Here is an 18,245-nt window from a genome sequence, read left to right on the forward strand (position 1 = left end):
GTATACAGCAAAGTTACACAAGTGTCACTTTAAATAGTGAAAATACCATTTTTTATGATTAGTTTAATAAAATACGCTTTTTCTTCCAGACTTAAATTAGAATGGTCTGGTATGTTGATGCTATGAAATATCATATTAACAATTAAACTATCTGGTAATTCTTCTTTCAGCTGTCCATTCTTTTTACCCGTTTTTATAAATTGTTGAATGTGTTTAAAAAAATGACCGTGTACATCTGCAGAGATAATTTCTTTTCGCTTTTGATTTTCTGGACTGATTTTGATTTTATTGTGAGGAATAGCATTTGATATCAAGTGGATTTCGCGGTACTTAAAGATCAACTCAAATAATTGATCGAACTGCTCAGAGTAATTTAAAGACCATTCAGTATGATTAAAATCTTTCATCATTTGTTCCATCTGACAAATCAAATAATCATTCATTAATTCATCTTTATTCGTATAGTATTTATAAATGGCTGCTCTTGATACCTGCAAAGATTTAGCTAACAAACTAAACGAAAAATGTTCGTATCCTTCTTTTATCAGAAGTTCATGTGTATGCAAGTAAATCTCTTCTGTTGAAAATTTCTTTTCTCTTGCCACCGAAATCATCCCTTCTTTTTCTTTTCTATTACAGATTATATCACGTTCTCACCCTCTAAAAGCAAAATAAATAAGGGGATGAAGTTCTTTCCTTCACACCCTTATTTATTTCTATTTCACTAACGCTAAAGCACCCATAGGATCCCATGGTTCTAATGCAATAATCGGTTCATCTAAAGCTTTTAGCCATTCTTCAGAAACGTATTTCTTATCTACTGCAATTTGATAATTAAACTCTTCAAACCATTTATCACTCATAGAATAAATGCCTTTTTTACCAGCTTTGTCTCCCCAGCTATTTTCGACCTTCCATGTTAAGGGTTGACCTTGTTCATCTAAGTCTACTCCAACAAAGACCATTGCATGTGTCAATAAGCTGTCCCCATAATCTAAGCGTTGAGCTTTTGTTAATCCATTGCCTTCGCCTAGCGTCAACTCATAACTGTAACTTTTTTCATCCATAATTCCAACATCTTTTACCAACATTTTGCCTACATCACAGCCAAACCATACAGGTTGGCCATCTTTAATAGAAGCCACTGCTGCTGCTTTTAAAGCTTGAATTGGAACATTGATGTATTGAATCGGTTTAGCTTCTTTAACGGTTCCTAAATATTTAACCGTATACGCTCTTCCGAAAGGTTTATCTTCAGTTGGCGCATTTAACAAGCTAACCAAATTCGTCAAATCCCAACCCACATACTCTTTGAAAAAATTTTGTGGTGTACTATCTTGAATGCGACGGTATTCGCCATCTTTATCTCGGTATGTGTAAGCGAATGTTTCAGGAACTTCTCCCAGAGATTTTACCAGTACGCTATAAATGAAGTATAACATCGTTTCTTTCTTAGCTGTCAGTTCATTTAAGGTCAATCCTGTTTTATGTCCTTCACGTAGTTGATAAGCAAATTCTCTTAATTTAGATGTTAGTACTGCATTTAATTTGCTTGTGTTAGAAGAATGAAACGTTTCCGGCATAACTGATTTAGGAACAGCACCATATTTTTCTAATAGGCCTGAAAACATATCCCATTGTCCGCCATCTTGAACTGGATCCATCAATAGATGAGCAATAATTCTAGAATCTTGGGCTTCATCTAGCGTTTCTAAAATGCTGTCCAAGAAATAATTTGCTTTTTCTAATTTATCCCAAAAAAGCGTATAGTTTTGAGAAAACTCAAAGCTTTCCATATTTAATTTGTTCATTGTGTCAACACGAGCGGTATTTAAAGCCGCAAACATCCAACACCGGCCACTAGATTTTTGATTTGTTATCGTGCCACGTTTTGTTTCATTTGAAAACTCAAAAGAGTGTCGTCTTAATACATTGTTGTCTAAAGAAGCGTCATCAATACCGACTTTTGCTATTGCACCTTTAATGACTTGATTTGTGCTATTTGCATCAAATCTGTTTTTAAATTCTACTAATAATTCGTTATCGATTCCCATCTTCATTCCTCCTAAATATTACTCAATATGTTACTCTTCTTTAGTTTATCTAGCAAGTTGATTCATTTAAAATAAAAAAAAGACTGGATTAATCCAGCCTTACTTCATAATTATTTAGCTACTTGATAATTTGTGCCGCTTAGTGCTTGGTTAAATTCTGCTTCATCAATTTCATTTTGGCTTTCAACGATAGCTTGTTTAGTTTTTAAATCAACCGCTACACGTTCAACCCCGTCAATAGACTCCAACTTTTCAACTACTGTACTGGCACAACCATCACATTTCATGCCTTCAATCGTTAATTCTTTTTTCATTCTTCATCGCTCCATTTCTTTCAAGTGTTTTTTAAGCTTTTATTTAACAGCGGGTTTAAATCTTTTCAAGCGCAAAGCGTTAATCAAGACAGATACTGAACTAAAACTCATTGCTGCTCCAGCTAGCATTGGATTTAATAACGGTCCGCCAAAGACATGCAAGAATCCCATTGCTATCGGAATCCCAAGAACATTGTAGCCAAATGCCCAAAATAAATTTTCTTTGATATTTTTGATAGTAGCTTTACTTAATTCAACAGCAGTTGGTACATCCATCAAATCACTTCTCATCAACACAATATCAGCAGATTCCATAGCGACATCTGTACCTGTTCCAATAGCGATTCCGATATCCGCTTGTGCTAAAGCAGGAGCATCATTAATACCGTCTCCAACCATCGCAACGATTTTTCCTTCTGCTTGTAATTTTTTAACTTCATTTGCTTTCTCTTCTGGTACTACTTCACTTAATACCCGGTCTATTCCAACTTGTTTGGCAATCGCTTCGGCTGTTCGTTTATTGTCACCAGTAATCATAGCTACTTCTAGTCCCATTTTATGCAATTTCTCAATAGCTTTCAAACTATTTTCTTTTACAGTATCTGCAACAGCAATAATCCCAGCCATTTGACCGTCTTTAGCAATATACATTGGCGTTTTTCCTTCTCCAGCTAGTGTATCAGCTGTCATTTCTACTAAATCAAGCGAAATACCACGGTCTAGCATGAGTCTTTTATTTCCTAATAAGATAGACTGATTCTCAATGTTCACCTCAATACCATGCCCTGGCAGCGCATTAAACGATTGTATCTTAAGAAATGTTAATCCTTTATTTTCTGCACCATGAACAATGGCTTCTCCTAGTGGATGTTCGGACCCTTTTTCAGCAGACGCTGCAAGAATCAGCAAGTCTTCTTCAGCCAGGTCATTAACTGTTACGATATCGGTGACTACAGGCTTGCCTTCTGTGATTGTACCCGTTTTATCAAAAACAATCGTTTGGATTTTGTGTGTTTTTTCTAACGCTCCACCACTTTTAATTAATACTCCGTGTTCTGCACCTTTTCCGGTACCAACCATAATTGCTGTCGGTGTCGCTAAACCTAGTGCACATGGACAAGCGATGACTAATACGGAGATTGCAATCGTTAAAGCAAATACGCCAGACTCGCCTGCCAAATACCAAGCCAAACCTGATAAAACGGCCAAAACGATAACGATTGGTACAAAGTAACCCGAAATAATATCAGCTAGTTTGGCAATCGGCGCTTTTGAACCTTGTGCATTTTCAACCAGTTTAATGATTTGAGATAAAGCTGTATCTTTTCCGACTTTCGTTGCTTTGTATTGAATTGTCCCGTTTTTATTGATACTTGCTCCAATGATTGCATCGCCGATTGTTTTTTCAACCGGTATACTTTCTCCTGTCAGCATTGCCTCATCTACTGAAGTGATTCCTTCAACAACGACTCCATCGACCGGCATCTTTTCACCTGGTTTGACGATAATAATGTCACCTACTTGTACTTCATCAATGGTGACTTCAACCTCTAGTTCATTGCGTATCACGCTAGCTTTTTTCGGAGCAAGTCCCATTAATTTCTTAATGGCCTCAGAAGTTTTTCCTTTTGAAAGAGCTTCAAAGTATTTACCGAGGGTGATTAATGTCAAAATAACTGCCGCAGATTCATAATAAAGTTCCATCGCTAAATCAGTATTTCCCATTATTATTCCTATCGTAGCAACCAAGCTATACAAGAAGGCTGCACTCGTTCCTAATGCGACGAGCGAATCCATATTTGGGTGACCTTTGAATAACGCTCTAAAGCCTACTTTAAAGAATTCTCTTCCTAAAAATACAACTGGCACGGTTAAAATCAATTGCGTTAAAGCAAACGTTCCAGCATTCATCATGGGATCTATTGCTTCAGGTAAAGGCATTCCTAACATATGTCCCATTGAAATGTACAATAACGGAATCGTAAATACTGCTGAAATCCAAAAACGTTGCCACATATTTTTTATGTGTTGAGCCTTTTTCTCACGATCCACGTCTACCGCATCTCGTGTTTCAATTTCTTCATGAGCTTCATAACCCGCATCTTTGACAGCACTTGTAATATCCGATAAGACTAACTGATCTGGGTCATATTGGACCGACATTTTTTCTGTAGCAAAATTGACACTTGCACTTACTATACCAGGCAATTTACCAGTAGCTTTTTCAACTGTTTGAGCACAAGACGCACAGGTCATTTCCTCAATTACAAATGTTTTCTGCTTTGTATTTGTTAAAGCTTTATAGCCGGATTGACTGACTACTTCTTGAATGTCTTTGTCTGTCAGACTCGCTTCATCGTAACGAATATGCATTTTTTCAGTAGCTAAATTCACACTTGATTCTTGAACTCCCGGTAATTTCTTAGTTGCTTTTTCAATTGTTTGCGCACAAGATGCACAACTCATACCTTCAATCGTAAATGATTTCTCAATCACCTTTATCCACTCCTTTTTTTAGTGCTGATGGTTTTGGCAATCACATTGACCAGGAATACAATCGCATGAAACGACATCGACTGCTTCGTTTCTTTTTTCTTTTAAAAGCTCTTCCAACATTTTTACATCTGCGTGACTTAACGTTGCTTCACTAATAAGATTGGCAATTGTTTGTCCAACTTTTCGATTGCAGACCTGATCAAAAAAATCGTTGGTTTTACTTTTCAAACTTTCTTCTTCAGTAATTAACGGGCTGTACAAATACTTATTGCCAACAGCTTCTGTTTGCAACATGCCTTTATCAACGAGTCGACCAATCAATGTTTTTATCGTCGCTTGTTTCCAATTCATTTTTTCTTTTACTATTGCTGTAATTTGCTTACTCGTTACCGTTTGGTTCGTCCAAGCTACTCGCATGATTTCCCATTCAGCATCGGAAATATTCGGTTGAATGTTACTAATCATTAAGTTTCACTCCTTTCGACTACATTCGTAATCGTTCTATATTTATAGTTTACATTCGTAATCGTTTTTTGTCAACTATTTACATTCAAAAAAAAACAACACAATAAAAAAAGAGCGAAGTTTCACTCTTTTCTTATTGTGTTGTTTGTTCAGTATCATTGTACTCACTATTTAAAATCAAAATATCGACCCGTCTATTTTCAAGTCGACCTTCTTTTGTTTTATTATCTGCTTTTGGTCGGTATTCACCATATCCTACTACAGAAACGCGCTTTGGATCAATTCCCGTTCTTTGATAAGCCTTATGATCATTGATCAAAATCCAATAATTAAGCCTCCCATCATAATTCCTCCAAATACCCATACTAATCGGTCATTTATCTCTACTGACCATATAGGGAATTAACTTAGTTTTTTTAAGTCTCTTCTAAACAAGAAAACGCTCATTCTATACTGCTAGAATGAGCTTTTTTTTGTTCGTATTTTTCTTTTTTACGGTTGAATACTTTTTCTAGACGTGGTCGATTATAGCGCTGCACTAATATAATCGGTACATTAAACATCAATGCGTAAATAACCATGATCCACCCTGCCCAAACGGGATTCCAGAAAAAAAACAATCCTGAAGGCAGAATAGAAAGCCAATGAGTGAGTTCTGCTCTTTTTGTTTCGATTATAAAGGTTTCTAAATAGTTCATTTCTTTCTGTTGCAACTTTCTTTTATAAAAGCCACTTCCTAAAATACGAGAACCTTCGGGAATATATTTGGCATATTTCTTAACATTAAAATGGTTTTGCCAAAATTGTCCTTCAGCTTCCCATTTCCTAGTTCGATACAGTAAGGAATTTTTTTGAAAAAAGTGGTCAGGTAAACTCAACGTAAACATAGAAATAGCTAAATGAAAAAAAAGCCAAGCGACACTATCAACAACGATGGTCCAGAAAACAGATAATTCTATTAGCTGCATTGCATTTTCCCTCCACTATACTTCTATATTACGCCCTCGCCACTTCACCCGGTGAAAAACTTTTGTTAAAATAAGTGACCAGACAAACAATCCAACAAAAAATAAAAATTGGAACGGATAGAAGACAAGCGCATAAAACTTAAAGTTCCCTACTCGTCTGGCCAACCAATAAAACTGCGTTAGGTACAAGATACACAAAAGGCTAGTTGCTACTAACAGGCTATAGTGGGTTGTACTCAACGCGCCAATTAATGCAATCATAGAGAAAAAGCTTCCGCTAATCCAGCTTGATATCATTAACGTGACTATTGGATGAGTAGATTGTGCCGCAGTCCCGAAGCTCTTTGTCCATCCTTCTACCAATGTTTTCATTCCTTCTGGATACATTTGGAAAGAAATGGTTTCTTTTCCGCTGTAACAACGAACTGGGAAGTCCTTCTTGGCGAATAACTCTCCTAAAGCTAAATCATCCATGATTGCCCCTTGTATTTCTTTGTGACCGCCCACACTAAAATACTCTTCACTTGTACACAAAATACAGGGACCAAAAGATCCAGCTGTTTTAAGTTTATCACCTATAGGTGTAAAAGTATTCATTCCAGCCATTAAAATAATATTAAAAACGGCTGACATATTTTCGTATAAATGGGTTATTTTATGATAAGGCTGAAAAGATAGAATGCCATCTCCACCAACCGTTTGATACGTATTTAGTAAATGTTGTAAGCTAAATTGATTTTCAAAGCACGTATCTGCATCTAAAAAGAGTAACCAATCTCCATTGGCCTTTTGGGCTCCACGCCAACAAGCAGCGGATTTCCCAATATCTTCCTCAGAACTCGCTCTCTGGATTACTTTAGCGCCATAACCTTTAGCAATCGCAACCGTTTGATCTTTTGAATCATCATCGACTACTATTATTTCTATGTTATAGACGGATTGTTCTTTTAATGACTTTAGCAATTTGGGCAAACGATTTTCTTCATTTCTAGCAGGAATAATAATGGATACCGTTTTTCCAAAACTTAGCTGTTGCTCTTTCTTGAGTGCTAAAGGAACTTTCCAAAGCATAAGGAAACCACTAACGAGAGCTAGGGCTGTCAAAACACAAAAAACGATTACGATACTTTCCACTTCTAAAATAACCAACGCCTCCATTTACGAAGCAAATTCAAATCATTTGTTTGATATGGTGGGTATTGTTTTTGGCTATTGAAAGGCAAAATATTTTCATAATCCATCTTCAAATAACTAAAAGTAGCTAGACTAGCCATTCCATGATAGCGCCCAAAACCACTTGCTCCGACTCCACCAAAAGGACTATGTGAGCTGACAGCATGTAAAATTACTTGATTTAAACTGAACGCTCCTGAACGCAATTCTCTTTTCAAAAACTGACTAGTTTCTCTATCTTTACTGAACACATATACAGCTAACGGATCAGGATAATCTTTCAATTGATGAACTAAGGTTGTTAAATCAGTATAAGGAATGACGGGCAAAATTGGACCAAATATTTCTTCACGTAAAATCGAACTATCAACTGGAATATTGGTTAATAGTGTTGGTTCAATAAACCGATTAGCAGTATCTACCTGTCCACCATAATAGATTTTTCCTTGTTCCAAATAATCCTTTAATTTTTCAACCTGTTTATCATGAACAATCCGACCGAAACGTGAATGGTGAATCGGTTGAGTTCCATAAAATGCTTTGATTTGATCAGTCGCTAGTTGGAGAAATTCAGTGTACACAGACTCATGAATATAAACCGTGTCAGGAGCGATACACGTTTGTCCTGCATTTAAAAATTTACCCCAAATGATACGTTGAACAACTGTTGGAGTTAGATTTGTTTCGTCAACGATGCAAGGATTCTTTCCACCTAATTCCAGCACAATTGGAATCTGTCTTGCAGCTGCAGCTTTATGAACAATCGAACCCACCTTTTTACTTCCAGTAAAAAAAATGAAATCCCATGGCAACTCTAATAATTCACTAGCCACTGAAGCATCTCCAGTAACAACCATTAAATTATCCGGTGAAAAATACTGTTCAACTAATCGTGCAATTAAATTGGCTGTTGCAGGTGCATATTCTGAAGGTTTAATAAAGCAACTATTCCCAGCTGCCATTGCCCCAATTGCAGGAAGAAGTGCTAAATGTAAAGGATAATTCCAAGGACTAATAACCAGTACCGATCCATAAGGATGATGCTGGATACTTGTTTTGCTAACTGAACTTAATCTAACGTGATGCTTCTTTTTAGTTCTTTGCCATTGATTGAGTTTACGTTTCAAAAAGTCGATTTCTTGAAGCAATACTGCAATTTCAGAAGCATAAGCTTCCTCAGGTGGTTTACCCAGATCTTCATAAAGCGTATTCAATAATTCCGTTTGATTCTCTTCTAACATTAACTGAAAAGTAACCAACTGTTGTTTGCGGTAACGTATATCTGAAAGACTTGTTTCAGATACTCTCCTTTTTTGACGTTGTTGAATGATAGACCAGTTTATTTTTTGGTTGTTGACTTTTTTTGTATCACTCATTTTCTTGGTCTCGTTGCACGATTTTATCTCTAACTTGTTGACCACTCATAGTAACCATAGGCATACCTCCACCTGGATTTACAGTGCCTCCAACAAAATAAAGATTGTCATACTTTTCACTGTGTTTAGCATGCTTAAAGCCATGATTTTTTTTACGGTTAGATACGGTGCCATAAATTGACCCTTTGTGTGATCCATAAGCTTTTTCAATGTCATCCGGTGTCCACATATCTTCCGTCACAATGTGTTGTCGCAAATCTGTTAAACCCATCTTCTCTAATTTGATCAAGACTCGTTCACGCAAGTCCAAGTAGTCTTCTTTAGTGAAGGGTTTGTCTTGGATATAAGGAATATGAGGCAATATTTTGATATTTTCATGTCCTGGTTTAGATTGAGTTGGATCAGTTTTATTCACATTTACTAAATAAATAGTTGGATCTTCCGGTAGTTCATGCTTATTGAACACCGTATCAAAATGGTGAGCTGGATCAGCTGAGAAAAAGAAATTATGGTGAGCAAGCTGAGGATATTCTTTACTTACACCCAAATGCAGCACTAAGCCAGAGCTTGAAGGCTCAAATTTCTTTTCTAATTTATCAATAAAATCCGTATCTTCATTCAATAATTTTTTATAAACTGGAATAACTTCCATATTTGAAACATAATAATCAGCCTTTTTTAACGAGCCATCTGCAAATTGGACGCCTTGAATTTGATTTTGGTTATCTTTAACCAATGAAGTAACGGCTTTACCGGTATGAAATTCCACGTCCAATTCGCGAGCTAATTTAACCAGCCCGTCTGCAATCTTATGCATCCCACCTGGTACATACCAAACACCTTGAGCATGTTGCATATAAATCATCATATTTAAGACTGCTGGAGCATCATAGGGGGACGAACCGACGTATTTGATAAAATAAGCCAGCATGTCTCTGACTTTTTGATTACTGATTCTTTTTTCAATAGCATCATACATGGATGAAAAATAATCAAAATCTTTCATTGCCCCTATTAACCCATGAACACGAAAAATTTCTCCTGTTTTGTCTAATCCCTTTTCAAAATAGCCTTTTTCAGTCGCATCATATAATTTTTTAGCGTAAGACAAGAACTCTTTGTACTCATTCATGTCCTTTTCACTTAACGCTTTATTTTCACGAGACATTTTCTCTAAATCACCATACAAATCAATAACTGAACCATCCGGAAAGAATGATCTCCATTGTTGATCTAATTGAATAATAGAAAGATAATCAGCCATCTTACGTCCACTGTCTGTAAATAATTTTTCAAATACGTGAGGCATTGTTAGGATTGATGGACCTAAATCAAAACCAAAACCGTCTTGTTCTAAACGATTTAACTTGCCTCCAAGATGATCATTTTGTTCAAAAAGCGATACATTATACCCACTCTGGGCCAGTGAAATAGCTGCCGAAATTCCGCCTAATCCTCCGCCAATAACAATGACTGATTTTTTTTGAGATGACATATTCAAACACTCCTCATGTACTTTATTGTATAAGAAAAGCCCCAGACTCAAACATCGTGCTCATTCGTCAAGGACAATTTCTTATTTTATTGCTTGGTAAATACGCTGCATCTCCATTTTAGAAACATAATTACGTTTTGTAAAACAATCGTACTTATTTTTTCGCACCGCATTTAGCAGACCTCTATAAATATTAGCTGATAATTCAACCGGAAAACGACTATCTTCATCAAAGTAGCGATAATCCGATTGAATATTATCATAAAGTTCTTCAGCGCGTTGAGCCAATCTTTCCCAAATACGAATAAATTTATCATTCACTTTTTTTTCCTTCAACTCTTGAATAGAATAGTTTTCCTTTTCTAATTCTGAAATAGGAATATACACACGTCCAATATTTTGAAAATCTTCCCCTATATCTCTCAATATATTAGTCAATTGCATGGCTAACCCTAGATTTACAGCTGTTTGCGTAAGATCTTTATCCGTTTCAGAAGCTAGTACAGGCAACAACATAAGCCCCACTGAGCCAGCGACATAAAAACAATACTTTTCTAAGTCTGACATCGTTTCAGGCATACTAAATTGAATATCCATTTTTTGACCCGTTAATTGATAATAAAACGGTTGAATATCCATATCATATCGTTCAAACACATCAGTTAACGCTCTCCAAGCTGGATGATCAATTGGCTGTCCCTTTTCAAATAGAGCCAATTCTTTTTCAAGCGTCTCCACTGCTGCTAACTGTTCTTGTGCTGTTTCTGCTAAATCTACCTCATCATCGGCTCGCCTACAAAAGGCGTAAATCGCAAATATGGCTTGTGCCTTAGCTTTAGGCAAACGTGAGAAAGCATAATAAAAACTCTTGGAGTGCTGTTTAATAATATTTTCACAGTACTGGTAATCTTGTTTTATGGTTTCTTGTTTGTTTAATTCCATATTCCGCCCCTCCTAGCTTTTATTCATCTACTTTCTTCAACCCATTAGTATTTAACGCCACGGTCATCTAGCAACAATTCTCCTACAGCTATCTTAGCAGACAACAAGACAATTGGGACACCTGCACCTGGATGGGTACTGCTTCCGGCAAAATAAAGATTTTCACAATTTTTTGCTTTTGCTTGTGGTCTAAAATGATTGCTTTGTAACAAATTAGGTCTCAATCCAAAACATGCTCCATTATAGGCATTGAATTTTTCTTCAAAATCTAATGGTGTCATATACGTTTCCGATACAATCTCATTTTCAACATTTTCAAAACCTTTTAGGGTTTTAAGCGAGTCCAATACTTGTGAACGGTAATACTGAATCGTTTCTTCATTCCATTCGTAATCTGCTGTCGAAAGATCTGAAACGGGAACTAACAGATACAATCCATCTTTGCCTTCTGGTGCCATAGATTGATCCATTTTTGAAGCCATATATAAATAGTAAGAGGGTTTATCTAATAATTTTCCATCAAAAATATCCTCAAGATTTTTATCTAGATCTTCTGTAAATACAAAGTTATGCAATTGATCAACCTGATCATATTTACGATCCATCCCTAGGTACAAGATAAAACAAGAACAAGAATACTTCATACTATCAATTTTTTTATCCGTATATTTGCCTTTTGCAGCTTTGTCTTGAACCAAATTTTTGAGAGCATAAGGGAAATCTGCGTTACATAAAACAAAATCTGTTAGTACTTCTTTATCTTTCAGTTTGATTCCATAAGCTTTTTTATCTTGAATCAAAATACTCTCTACAGGACTATTATAGTTTACTTTTCCGCCTAATTCTAAAAATAGCCGTTCCATTGACTTAGCCATTGTATACATGCCACCTTTAATGAACCAAACACCATAAAGGAATTCAATCATTGGAATAATCGAATAAAGAGAAGGTCCATTATTAGGTGAAACACCTATATAAAGGGTTTGAAAGCTTAACATTTGCTGCATTCGTTTGTCTTTTACGAATTTACCGATAGAATGACTAGCCGTATCAAATGTTTTCAACTTCAGCGCTTGCTTAATCATAAAGGGGTTATAAAAATCTAACGCACTTCTGAAAGGTCGTTGTAAAAAGTGATCTTTCGCCACGATAAAACGTCCGTAAATATCTTGCAAATAACTTAAAAAACCTTTTGCATCTTCATCGCTAAGATTTTCTAGTGATGCTATCAATTTAACGAGATCTGAAGATACATCATAGCGATCTTTTTCCTCTGGCCCAAAGAACGCTGAATACATAGGATCGAGTCTGGTCATAGGAATATAATCATCTGGATTTCTTCCTGCCAATTCGAAAACTTCTTTATAAATCTCAGGCATCATTACTAAGCTTGGGCCTAAATCAAATGTATATCCGTCTTTTTCAATCCGATTCATTTTTCCGCCTGGAATGGCTTCTTTTTCAAATATCTCTACTTCATATCCTTCATGTTGCAACCGGATAGCACTGGCTAAACCGGCTACACCAGCCCCAATAACCGCTATTTTTTTACTCAAAAAGTCTTCCCCCTAATTTATATTTGTATGGTTCCTATTTTTAGCCTGAGTTCAACTTAATTATTTTTCTCTTCTAACCATTCAAATTCATGGTTTAAAGACTTCAAACCTTTTACAAAAGCATCATTGCTTATATCTTCCATGTTACACTGAATAATTTCATTCAAAATAGCTTTTGATATAGCTTTTTTAGATTGCTGACTTTTCTCAGTTAACGTCACTACTACTGCTCGCTTGTCCGTATCTGATATTACTTTTTCAATCCATCCTTGAGTTTTCAACCGATTTAAGATTGGATTCATTGTTCCTATACTCATACCTATACGATCGCTTATGTTTTTTATAAAGACATGATCTTCATCCCATAGCGCTAACAAAACAAGATACTGAGGAAAAGTTAAACCGAATGACTTCAAGGCTCTTCCATACATTCTTGAAAATCCGTTGGAAGCTTTGTATACTTCAAAGCACAGTTGGTCTTCTAAAGATCGAACGAATATTGATTCATCCATTATTTTTTCCCCTTCCATCTAGTCCATTCATTTCAATTGTAATACTCACGTTAATTAGTTTCTCTCAACGTTAAAACGCCGTCTTTCATCACGTAAACTTTGTCACAATGGCTAATCAAACGCTCATCATGAGTAACCATTATGGTTGCTTTCTTTTTAATTTTCGTTTCACGTGCTAATATCTCAACTACTTCAAAGGCTTTTTCAGAATCTAAACTAGCAGTCGGTTCATCTGCTAAAATAACAGAAGGCTCATGATACAAAGCACGCGCAATCGCAACACGTTGACGTTCTCCGCCAGACAAATCACTTGGGTATTTATCTCTCAAATCATAAATTCCTAATTCTTCTAACAGTTCTTTTTGTTTTTCTTTCTTCACTTTTGATTTTTCAACTTTATTGACTAAGTTTAGTTGATCTTTCACAGTCAAAAATGGAACTAAGTTTGACGCTTGCAAAATAAAGCCAATTTCTTTGAATCGTAAAGCTGCACGGTCTTTTTCACTCACATCACTAAACGGTTTTTCATTGATTTCTACTGTCCCATTTGAAGGCTTTTGTAATCCTCCAATAATCGTCAATAACGTACTTTTACCAGATCCACTGGGACCTATAATAGCAACGAACTCGCCTTCTTCTACAGAAAAAGTGGTGTTTTTTAATGCTTCTATTCGTTTGTGTCCTTCACCAAAAGAACGGCTTACGTTATCCAATTCTATTAATTTCATTTTTGTTTTCCTCCTTTATCCAATTGCTGTTAATGGGTCGATTTTAACGACTGTCCGTACTGAGAATAATGCTCCTAAAACAGCTATAACAATAAGCAATGCTGTTATTCCTGCAATAAATAGCCAATTTGTGCTATATGGAACTGCTGCTGGCAGAACAAATGACGTGATAACCGTTAAAGTCAAGCCTATTCCCACACCAATAGTAGATAATAAGAATGTTTGTGCAACTACAGATTTAGCGATATAGCCTGAAGAGATTCCTTGTGCTTTCATTACTCCAAACATACTTGTTTTTTGTAAAGTCAATACATAGATAAATATTCCAATAACGACTGCGGCGATTACGATTAAGAAACCAATCATTAAACCGAATGTTAAGACTTGAGCGCTGTATCCAGGTATTTTAAAGATGTAATCCCCAATAGAATACGCAACTAAATCGTCAGCATCTGCAACAACTTTTTTAAAAGAATCTGAAGAGTCACGAACAACTACTGCACTGATTCGACCATTTTCTGAATCATCACTTGCTTCAAAGCGTACTTCTTGGTATGAGTCAATCGTAGTGTACAATACCGGTGCCACATTAAACTTAGCATTTTCAGTAAATCCAACTACTTTTACTTCTTTATCGCTTCCAGCAAGTTGAACCTCATCTCCCAATTCAATGCCATCTTCTTTATTTAAACTGATGTCAGCAACCACTTCATCATCAGTTTCAAATGCTCGTCCATCTATGACTTCGGGCATAATAAATTCATCTGGATCAATACCAAAAAATGTTGCATTTATTTTTGAAGATTCGCCTGTCTCGCCAACTTTTCTAATAACACTAGGCGCTAAACCAAGTAACGCAGTTTCATCTGCTTTTACTTCTTTTGCTTGTTCAAATGTCAACATAGACATATTGATATTGGTATTTGATTCGTCCGTCAAAACAATCGCATCTGCTTCCCATTTATCCACACTTGTTCGATTATCTTGCGCTAAACCATATGCTAACCCTGTTAAAAAATAAACCAAATAGGATACTAATACCATAACCCCAATAATCAATGCAAATCTGGTTTTTGAATACTTAATTTCTTTCCATGCTAAAAACATATTATATCCCCCTCTTAACTACCTGCTTCTTTTTAGACCAATGAATTCTGTTGTATTTTGACTGTATGTAACCCATTGCATCATACACGATATATCATACCGTAAACGAAAAAAAATGTACAATTTTCTTACTTGTTTTTTACAATTCCTACATGATTGCTATAAATCACCCTCCCTTTTGTACTCTTTCAACAATCGTGCGAAGCGATCCGTCAGATTAGCCGTGAATCCCCAGATTGTATGATTGCTCAAGTTATAGAATGGGACAGCATGCTTTCCTTGCTTCCAATTGTATTTTTCACCTCCAGGAATCAGCTCATAAGGAAACCCTTTTTCGTGTTCCAATTTAACATTTGCAGTATAATATACCGGCTCGTGAGTTAAAAAATAATTTAACGGCACAGTATAGACTTCATCTACCTCTTCATTAAATTGAATATCCTTCACGCTTATCTTTTTCACTTCTCCCACAAAAGCTCGAATAACGAGGTGCTCATTCACAATATAATCCATTTCGCCTAAAATTTGAATGGCGTCTCTAGAAAGAGATAATTCTTCCATTGTTTCACGGATAGCTGCTTCTTTATACGTTTCCCCTTTTTCGACTCTTCCACCAGGAAAAGACGTTTCACCCGGTTGAGAGATACTTTTACTGCGTACTTCGTATAAAAGATGCATCTCCTCATCTACTTCAATTAAAGGAATCAGTACTGCAAAATGGCGTTGATTATTAAGCGGTTTCACTCTATGGCTTTCCAACAAGATTTTTATTTCTTCTAACATATTTAATCCTCCTTCAGATATTCATATAATAAACGATATACCTCATTATAATTAATCCAGCTGTACTATACTAATATAATTCTTGCTAATCCTGTAATAAGTTGATTACAATAGAAGAAATATGACAGTTCATGCGTTCATACAAAAGGGAGATTATTATGGAACAAGTAGAAGAGACCTTTTATTTTATAAATGACCAAAAAAAAGCAACCGAAAATAGCACTATTTTTAACCAACTGGATGGAAAAATGATTTATGAGGTTATCCGTGTTCAACAAGGGGTCGCTCTTTTTTTAGAAGATCACTTAGAAAGGTTTAAAGCATCCGCTGCCGCTACAAATTTAACCTTAACTGATTCTGATGAGTCTATAACGCAACGGATTTATCAATTGATTTCTGTAAATCAAGTTTCTAATAAGAATATCAAACTTATTTTAACTGCTTCAAAAGGACTGTTAATTTTCTTTACGAAAACGACTTACCCGCCACAAGAGTATTACCTAAATGGTATGCATACAACTTTATTGAAAATGGAAAGAATAGATCCAAATATCAAAACCGTACGAAATGATTATCAAAAAAGAGTTTTAGCTGAACGAGAAAAACAGCAAGCTTATGAAGTGTTACTCGTCGATCAAGACAATCATGTTACTGAAGGCAGCCGTTCAAATTTATTTATTGTTAAGCAGAATAAACTGTACACCTCGCCTGCTAAGAATGTATTACTTGGTATTGTTCGAAAAAAAACGTTAGCTTTATGTGAAACGTTGGGCTTTGAGGTTTTAGAAGAAACCATCCCTGTTTCAAAATTAGCTGAAATTGATGGAGCTTTTATTACAGGTACTGGGAATAATATATTACCCATCCAATCGATTGAAACACTAACTTTACCCTCTACATCCAATCCAATCATTAAAGCCCTGATGAATGAATACACGAAACTTGTTGAGTCTTATATTCACTCTGCTACTAGTCGTTAACGCGTTCACTTGACTGATAAATAACTGTTAAGAAGCCAAGAACGCAATTTAGGTTCTTGGCTTCTTCAATGAGTTTAATGTGTGTTTTTTAGTTGCTGTGTCCTTTTGATTACTTTGAAAATGGTATCAACAGTGAAAATTGCCAAGGCAATCATCCCTGCTATTTGGATGGTATTCTGCAGGTGCGCTTGTGCTAAATTAGTATTGCCTTGAATAAATTCATAGACCGTTAAATACATACCCGAACCTGGTACCAACGGGAAAAATCCAGGAAGAAAGAAAATAGTTACTGGAACTTTAAACATGCGCGAGAAAATATGCGATTGCGTTGAAATCACTAATCCTGAAATATAGGTAGCTCCAACAGATCCTAGTGCATCAATACAAAGCAAATAAACTGCCCAACCTACAGCTCCTACAATAGCTGCTGTAACAATATGTTTTTTAGGCGATTCTAAGATGACAGCCGCTGCGGTGACTGCCAGAAAAGCTCCTATGATTTGACTAATCAAAGAGGGCACCTCCAATAACAACTAATCCAATGGCTACCCCTATGGCGATTGAGAGAGCAATCACGAAAGCTTCTAAGGCTTTCGCACCACCAGACATGTAGTCTCCTTGTAAAGTATCTCGAATCGCATTTGTAATCGCTGTTCCTGGAACTAAAGGCATGATTGTTCCCGTTATGACCAGATTTATATTAAGCGTTGGGAAAATAAACGCCTGCATCAACCCAGCTCCTACTGATATAACCGCAGACGATAAAACATTTCGTACAAATGATCCCATATCCAACTTTTTCTCGCCTTTTAATACTAGCGCCAGCAAGCCACCGTTAATTCCAGCAGCCAGTATTTCAACTAGACCGCCTCCTAGTAATAGAGCAAACGAAGCTGCTAATGCTGCTATAGCAAAATCTTTATATAGTCGCTTGTACTGTACTTTCCCAATATCCTGTAAAGCATCATACGCTTCTGGAATCGTTATTTCTCCAGTCGTCAATTGACGGGATATGGTGTTTACAGTAGCAATATTATTTAAATTTGTATCGCGCAAGCTGATTCGTTTAACAACTGTGATCGGGTCTTCGATACTAGGATCATCTAGCGTAGCCACTAATCCAGTTGCAATTGCAAAAGCTTCAGTGGTTTCGAATTTTGATGTTTTCAAAATATGATTCATTGTGTCTTCAACACGGTACGTTTCAGCGTTGCTTTCTAACATGATTTTCCCTGCTAATATAGCGATATCCATCAGAGTTCTATAATCCATTTTGTGTGTCCTCCCTTTCCCATA

Annotated in this window: 19 protein-coding genes; 1 reads left to right on the forward strand and 18 read right to left on the reverse strand. The window is 36.1% G+C overall.

The features are described 5' to 3' along the window. Positions 1-29 precede the first annotated feature (29 nt). From CAT7_RS01020 to CAT7_RS01095, 16 genes are all read right to left on the reverse strand, one after another. Positions 30-614 (reverse strand): TetR/AcrR family transcriptional regulator, encoded by a 585-nt coding sequence (locus tag CAT7_RS01020; protein ID WP_407389372.1) that lies wholly within the window; start codon positions 612-614, stop codon positions 30-32. A gap of 102 nt (positions 615-716) precedes the next feature. Continuing rightward, positions 717-2,054 (reverse strand): aminopeptidase C, encoded by a 1,338-nt coding sequence (locus tag CAT7_RS01025; protein ID WP_007721013.1) that lies wholly within the window; start codon positions 2,052-2,054, stop codon positions 717-719. 110 nt (positions 2,055-2,164) lie between these two features. Continuing rightward, positions 2,165-2,368, reverse strand: a complete 204-nt coding sequence (locus CAT7_RS01030) for a heavy-metal-associated domain-containing protein (RefSeq protein WP_007721015.1) — start codon at positions 2,366-2,368, stop codon at positions 2,165-2,167. Between the two features lie 39 nt (positions 2,369-2,407). Continuing rightward, positions 2,408-4,864 carry a heavy metal translocating P-type ATPase gene (locus CAT7_RS01035; RefSeq protein ID WP_007721016.1) on the reverse strand — a complete coding sequence of 819 codons (2,457 nt, stop codon included), beginning with the start codon at positions 4,862-4,864 and terminating at the stop codon, positions 2,408-2,410. Between the two features lie 18 nt (positions 4,865-4,882). Further along, positions 4,883-5,329: a CopY/TcrY family copper transport repressor gene (locus tag CAT7_RS01040; RefSeq protein ID WP_007721018.1), complete on the reverse strand. Its 447-nt coding sequence runs from the start codon at positions 5,327-5,329 to the stop codon at positions 4,883-4,885. Positions 5,330-5,462: 133 nt separating this feature from the next. Continuing rightward, complete coding sequence (locus CAT7_RS01045; RefSeq protein WP_007721019.1) at positions 5,463-5,648, reverse strand: OmpA/MotB family protein; 186 nt, start codon at positions 5,646-5,648, stop codon at positions 5,463-5,465. A gap of 124 nt (positions 5,649-5,772) precedes the next feature. Continuing rightward, entirely contained in the window at positions 5,773-6,297 is a 525-nt protein-coding gene (locus tag CAT7_RS01050) for a hypothetical protein (protein ID WP_007721020.1), read from the reverse strand. A 15-nt stretch (positions 6,298-6,312) separates the two neighbouring features. Further along, entirely contained in the window at positions 6,313-7,368 is a 1,056-nt protein-coding gene (locus CAT7_RS01055; protein ID WP_231549457.1) for a glycosyltransferase, read from the reverse strand. A gap of 65 nt (positions 7,369-7,433) precedes the next feature. Then, a complete protein-coding gene (locus tag CAT7_RS01060) occupies positions 7,434-8,846 on the reverse strand; it encodes an aldehyde dehydrogenase family protein (RefSeq protein ID WP_007721024.1) in 1,413 nt (470 codons plus the stop codon). Beyond that, positions 8,839-10,341 carry a phytoene desaturase family protein gene (locus CAT7_RS01065; protein ID WP_007721026.1) on the reverse strand — a complete coding sequence of 501 codons (1,503 nt, stop codon included), beginning with the start codon at positions 10,339-10,341 and terminating at the stop codon, positions 8,839-8,841. The genes CAT7_RS01060 and CAT7_RS01065 overlap by 8 nt, the downstream gene beginning before the upstream one ends. 81 nt (positions 10,342-10,422) lie before the next feature. After that, positions 10,423-11,283: a phytoene/squalene synthase family protein gene (locus tag CAT7_RS01070; protein ID WP_007721029.1), complete on the reverse strand. Its 861-nt coding sequence runs from the start codon at positions 11,281-11,283 to the stop codon at positions 10,423-10,425. A 44-nt stretch (positions 11,284-11,327) separates the two neighbouring features. After that, positions 11,328-12,839, reverse strand: a complete 1,512-nt coding sequence (locus CAT7_RS01075) for a phytoene desaturase family protein (RefSeq protein ID WP_007721031.1) — start codon at positions 12,837-12,839, stop codon at positions 11,328-11,330. Between the two features lie 56 nt (positions 12,840-12,895). Continuing rightward, positions 12,896-13,351 carry a MarR family winged helix-turn-helix transcriptional regulator gene (locus tag CAT7_RS01080; protein ID WP_007721034.1) on the reverse strand — a complete coding sequence of 152 codons (456 nt, stop codon included), beginning with the start codon at positions 13,349-13,351 and terminating at the stop codon, positions 12,896-12,898. A 50-nt stretch (positions 13,352-13,401) separates the two neighbouring features. Then, entirely contained in the window at positions 13,402-14,079 is a 678-nt protein-coding gene (locus CAT7_RS01085; RefSeq protein ID WP_007721037.1) for an ABC transporter ATP-binding protein, read from the reverse strand. A gap of 15 nt (positions 14,080-14,094) precedes the next feature. Then, on the reverse strand, positions 14,095-15,186 hold the full coding sequence (locus CAT7_RS01090) for an ABC transporter permease (RefSeq protein ID WP_007721039.1): 1,092 nt from the start codon (positions 15,184-15,186) through the stop codon (positions 14,095-14,097). 159 nt (positions 15,187-15,345) lie between these two features. Continuing rightward, complete coding sequence (locus tag CAT7_RS01095; RefSeq protein WP_007721041.1) at positions 15,346-15,969, reverse strand: NUDIX hydrolase; 624 nt, start codon at positions 15,967-15,969, stop codon at positions 15,346-15,348. Positions 15,970-16,127: 158 nt separating this feature from the next. Here CAT7_RS01095 and CAT7_RS01100 point away from each other — a divergent pair, with 158 nt between their 5' ends. After that, the gene (locus CAT7_RS01100; RefSeq protein ID WP_007721043.1) at positions 16,128-16,949 is read left to right on the forward strand and encodes an aminotransferase class IV; all 822 of its coding nucleotides are present in this window, start codon (positions 16,128-16,130) and stop codon (positions 16,947-16,949) included. Positions 16,950-17,023: 74 nt separating this feature from the next. On the opposite strand, the gene CAT7_RS01105 is transcribed toward CAT7_RS01100, so the two are convergent. Further along, entirely contained in the window at positions 17,024-17,461 is a 438-nt protein-coding gene (locus CAT7_RS01105) for a threonine/serine exporter family protein (RefSeq protein WP_007721045.1), read from the reverse strand. After that, on the reverse strand, positions 17,454-18,221 hold the full coding sequence (locus tag CAT7_RS01110) for a threonine/serine ThrE exporter family protein (RefSeq protein ID WP_007721047.1): 768 nt from the start codon (positions 18,219-18,221) through the stop codon (positions 17,454-17,456). The genes CAT7_RS01105 and CAT7_RS01110 overlap by 8 nt, the downstream gene beginning before the upstream one ends. Positions 18,222-18,245 lie beyond the last annotated feature (24 nt).

It is taken from the genome of Carnobacterium sp. AT7, assembly GCF_000171855.1.
GTDB lineage: Bacteria > Bacillota > Bacilli > Lactobacillales > Carnobacteriaceae > Carnobacterium_B > Carnobacterium_B jeotgali.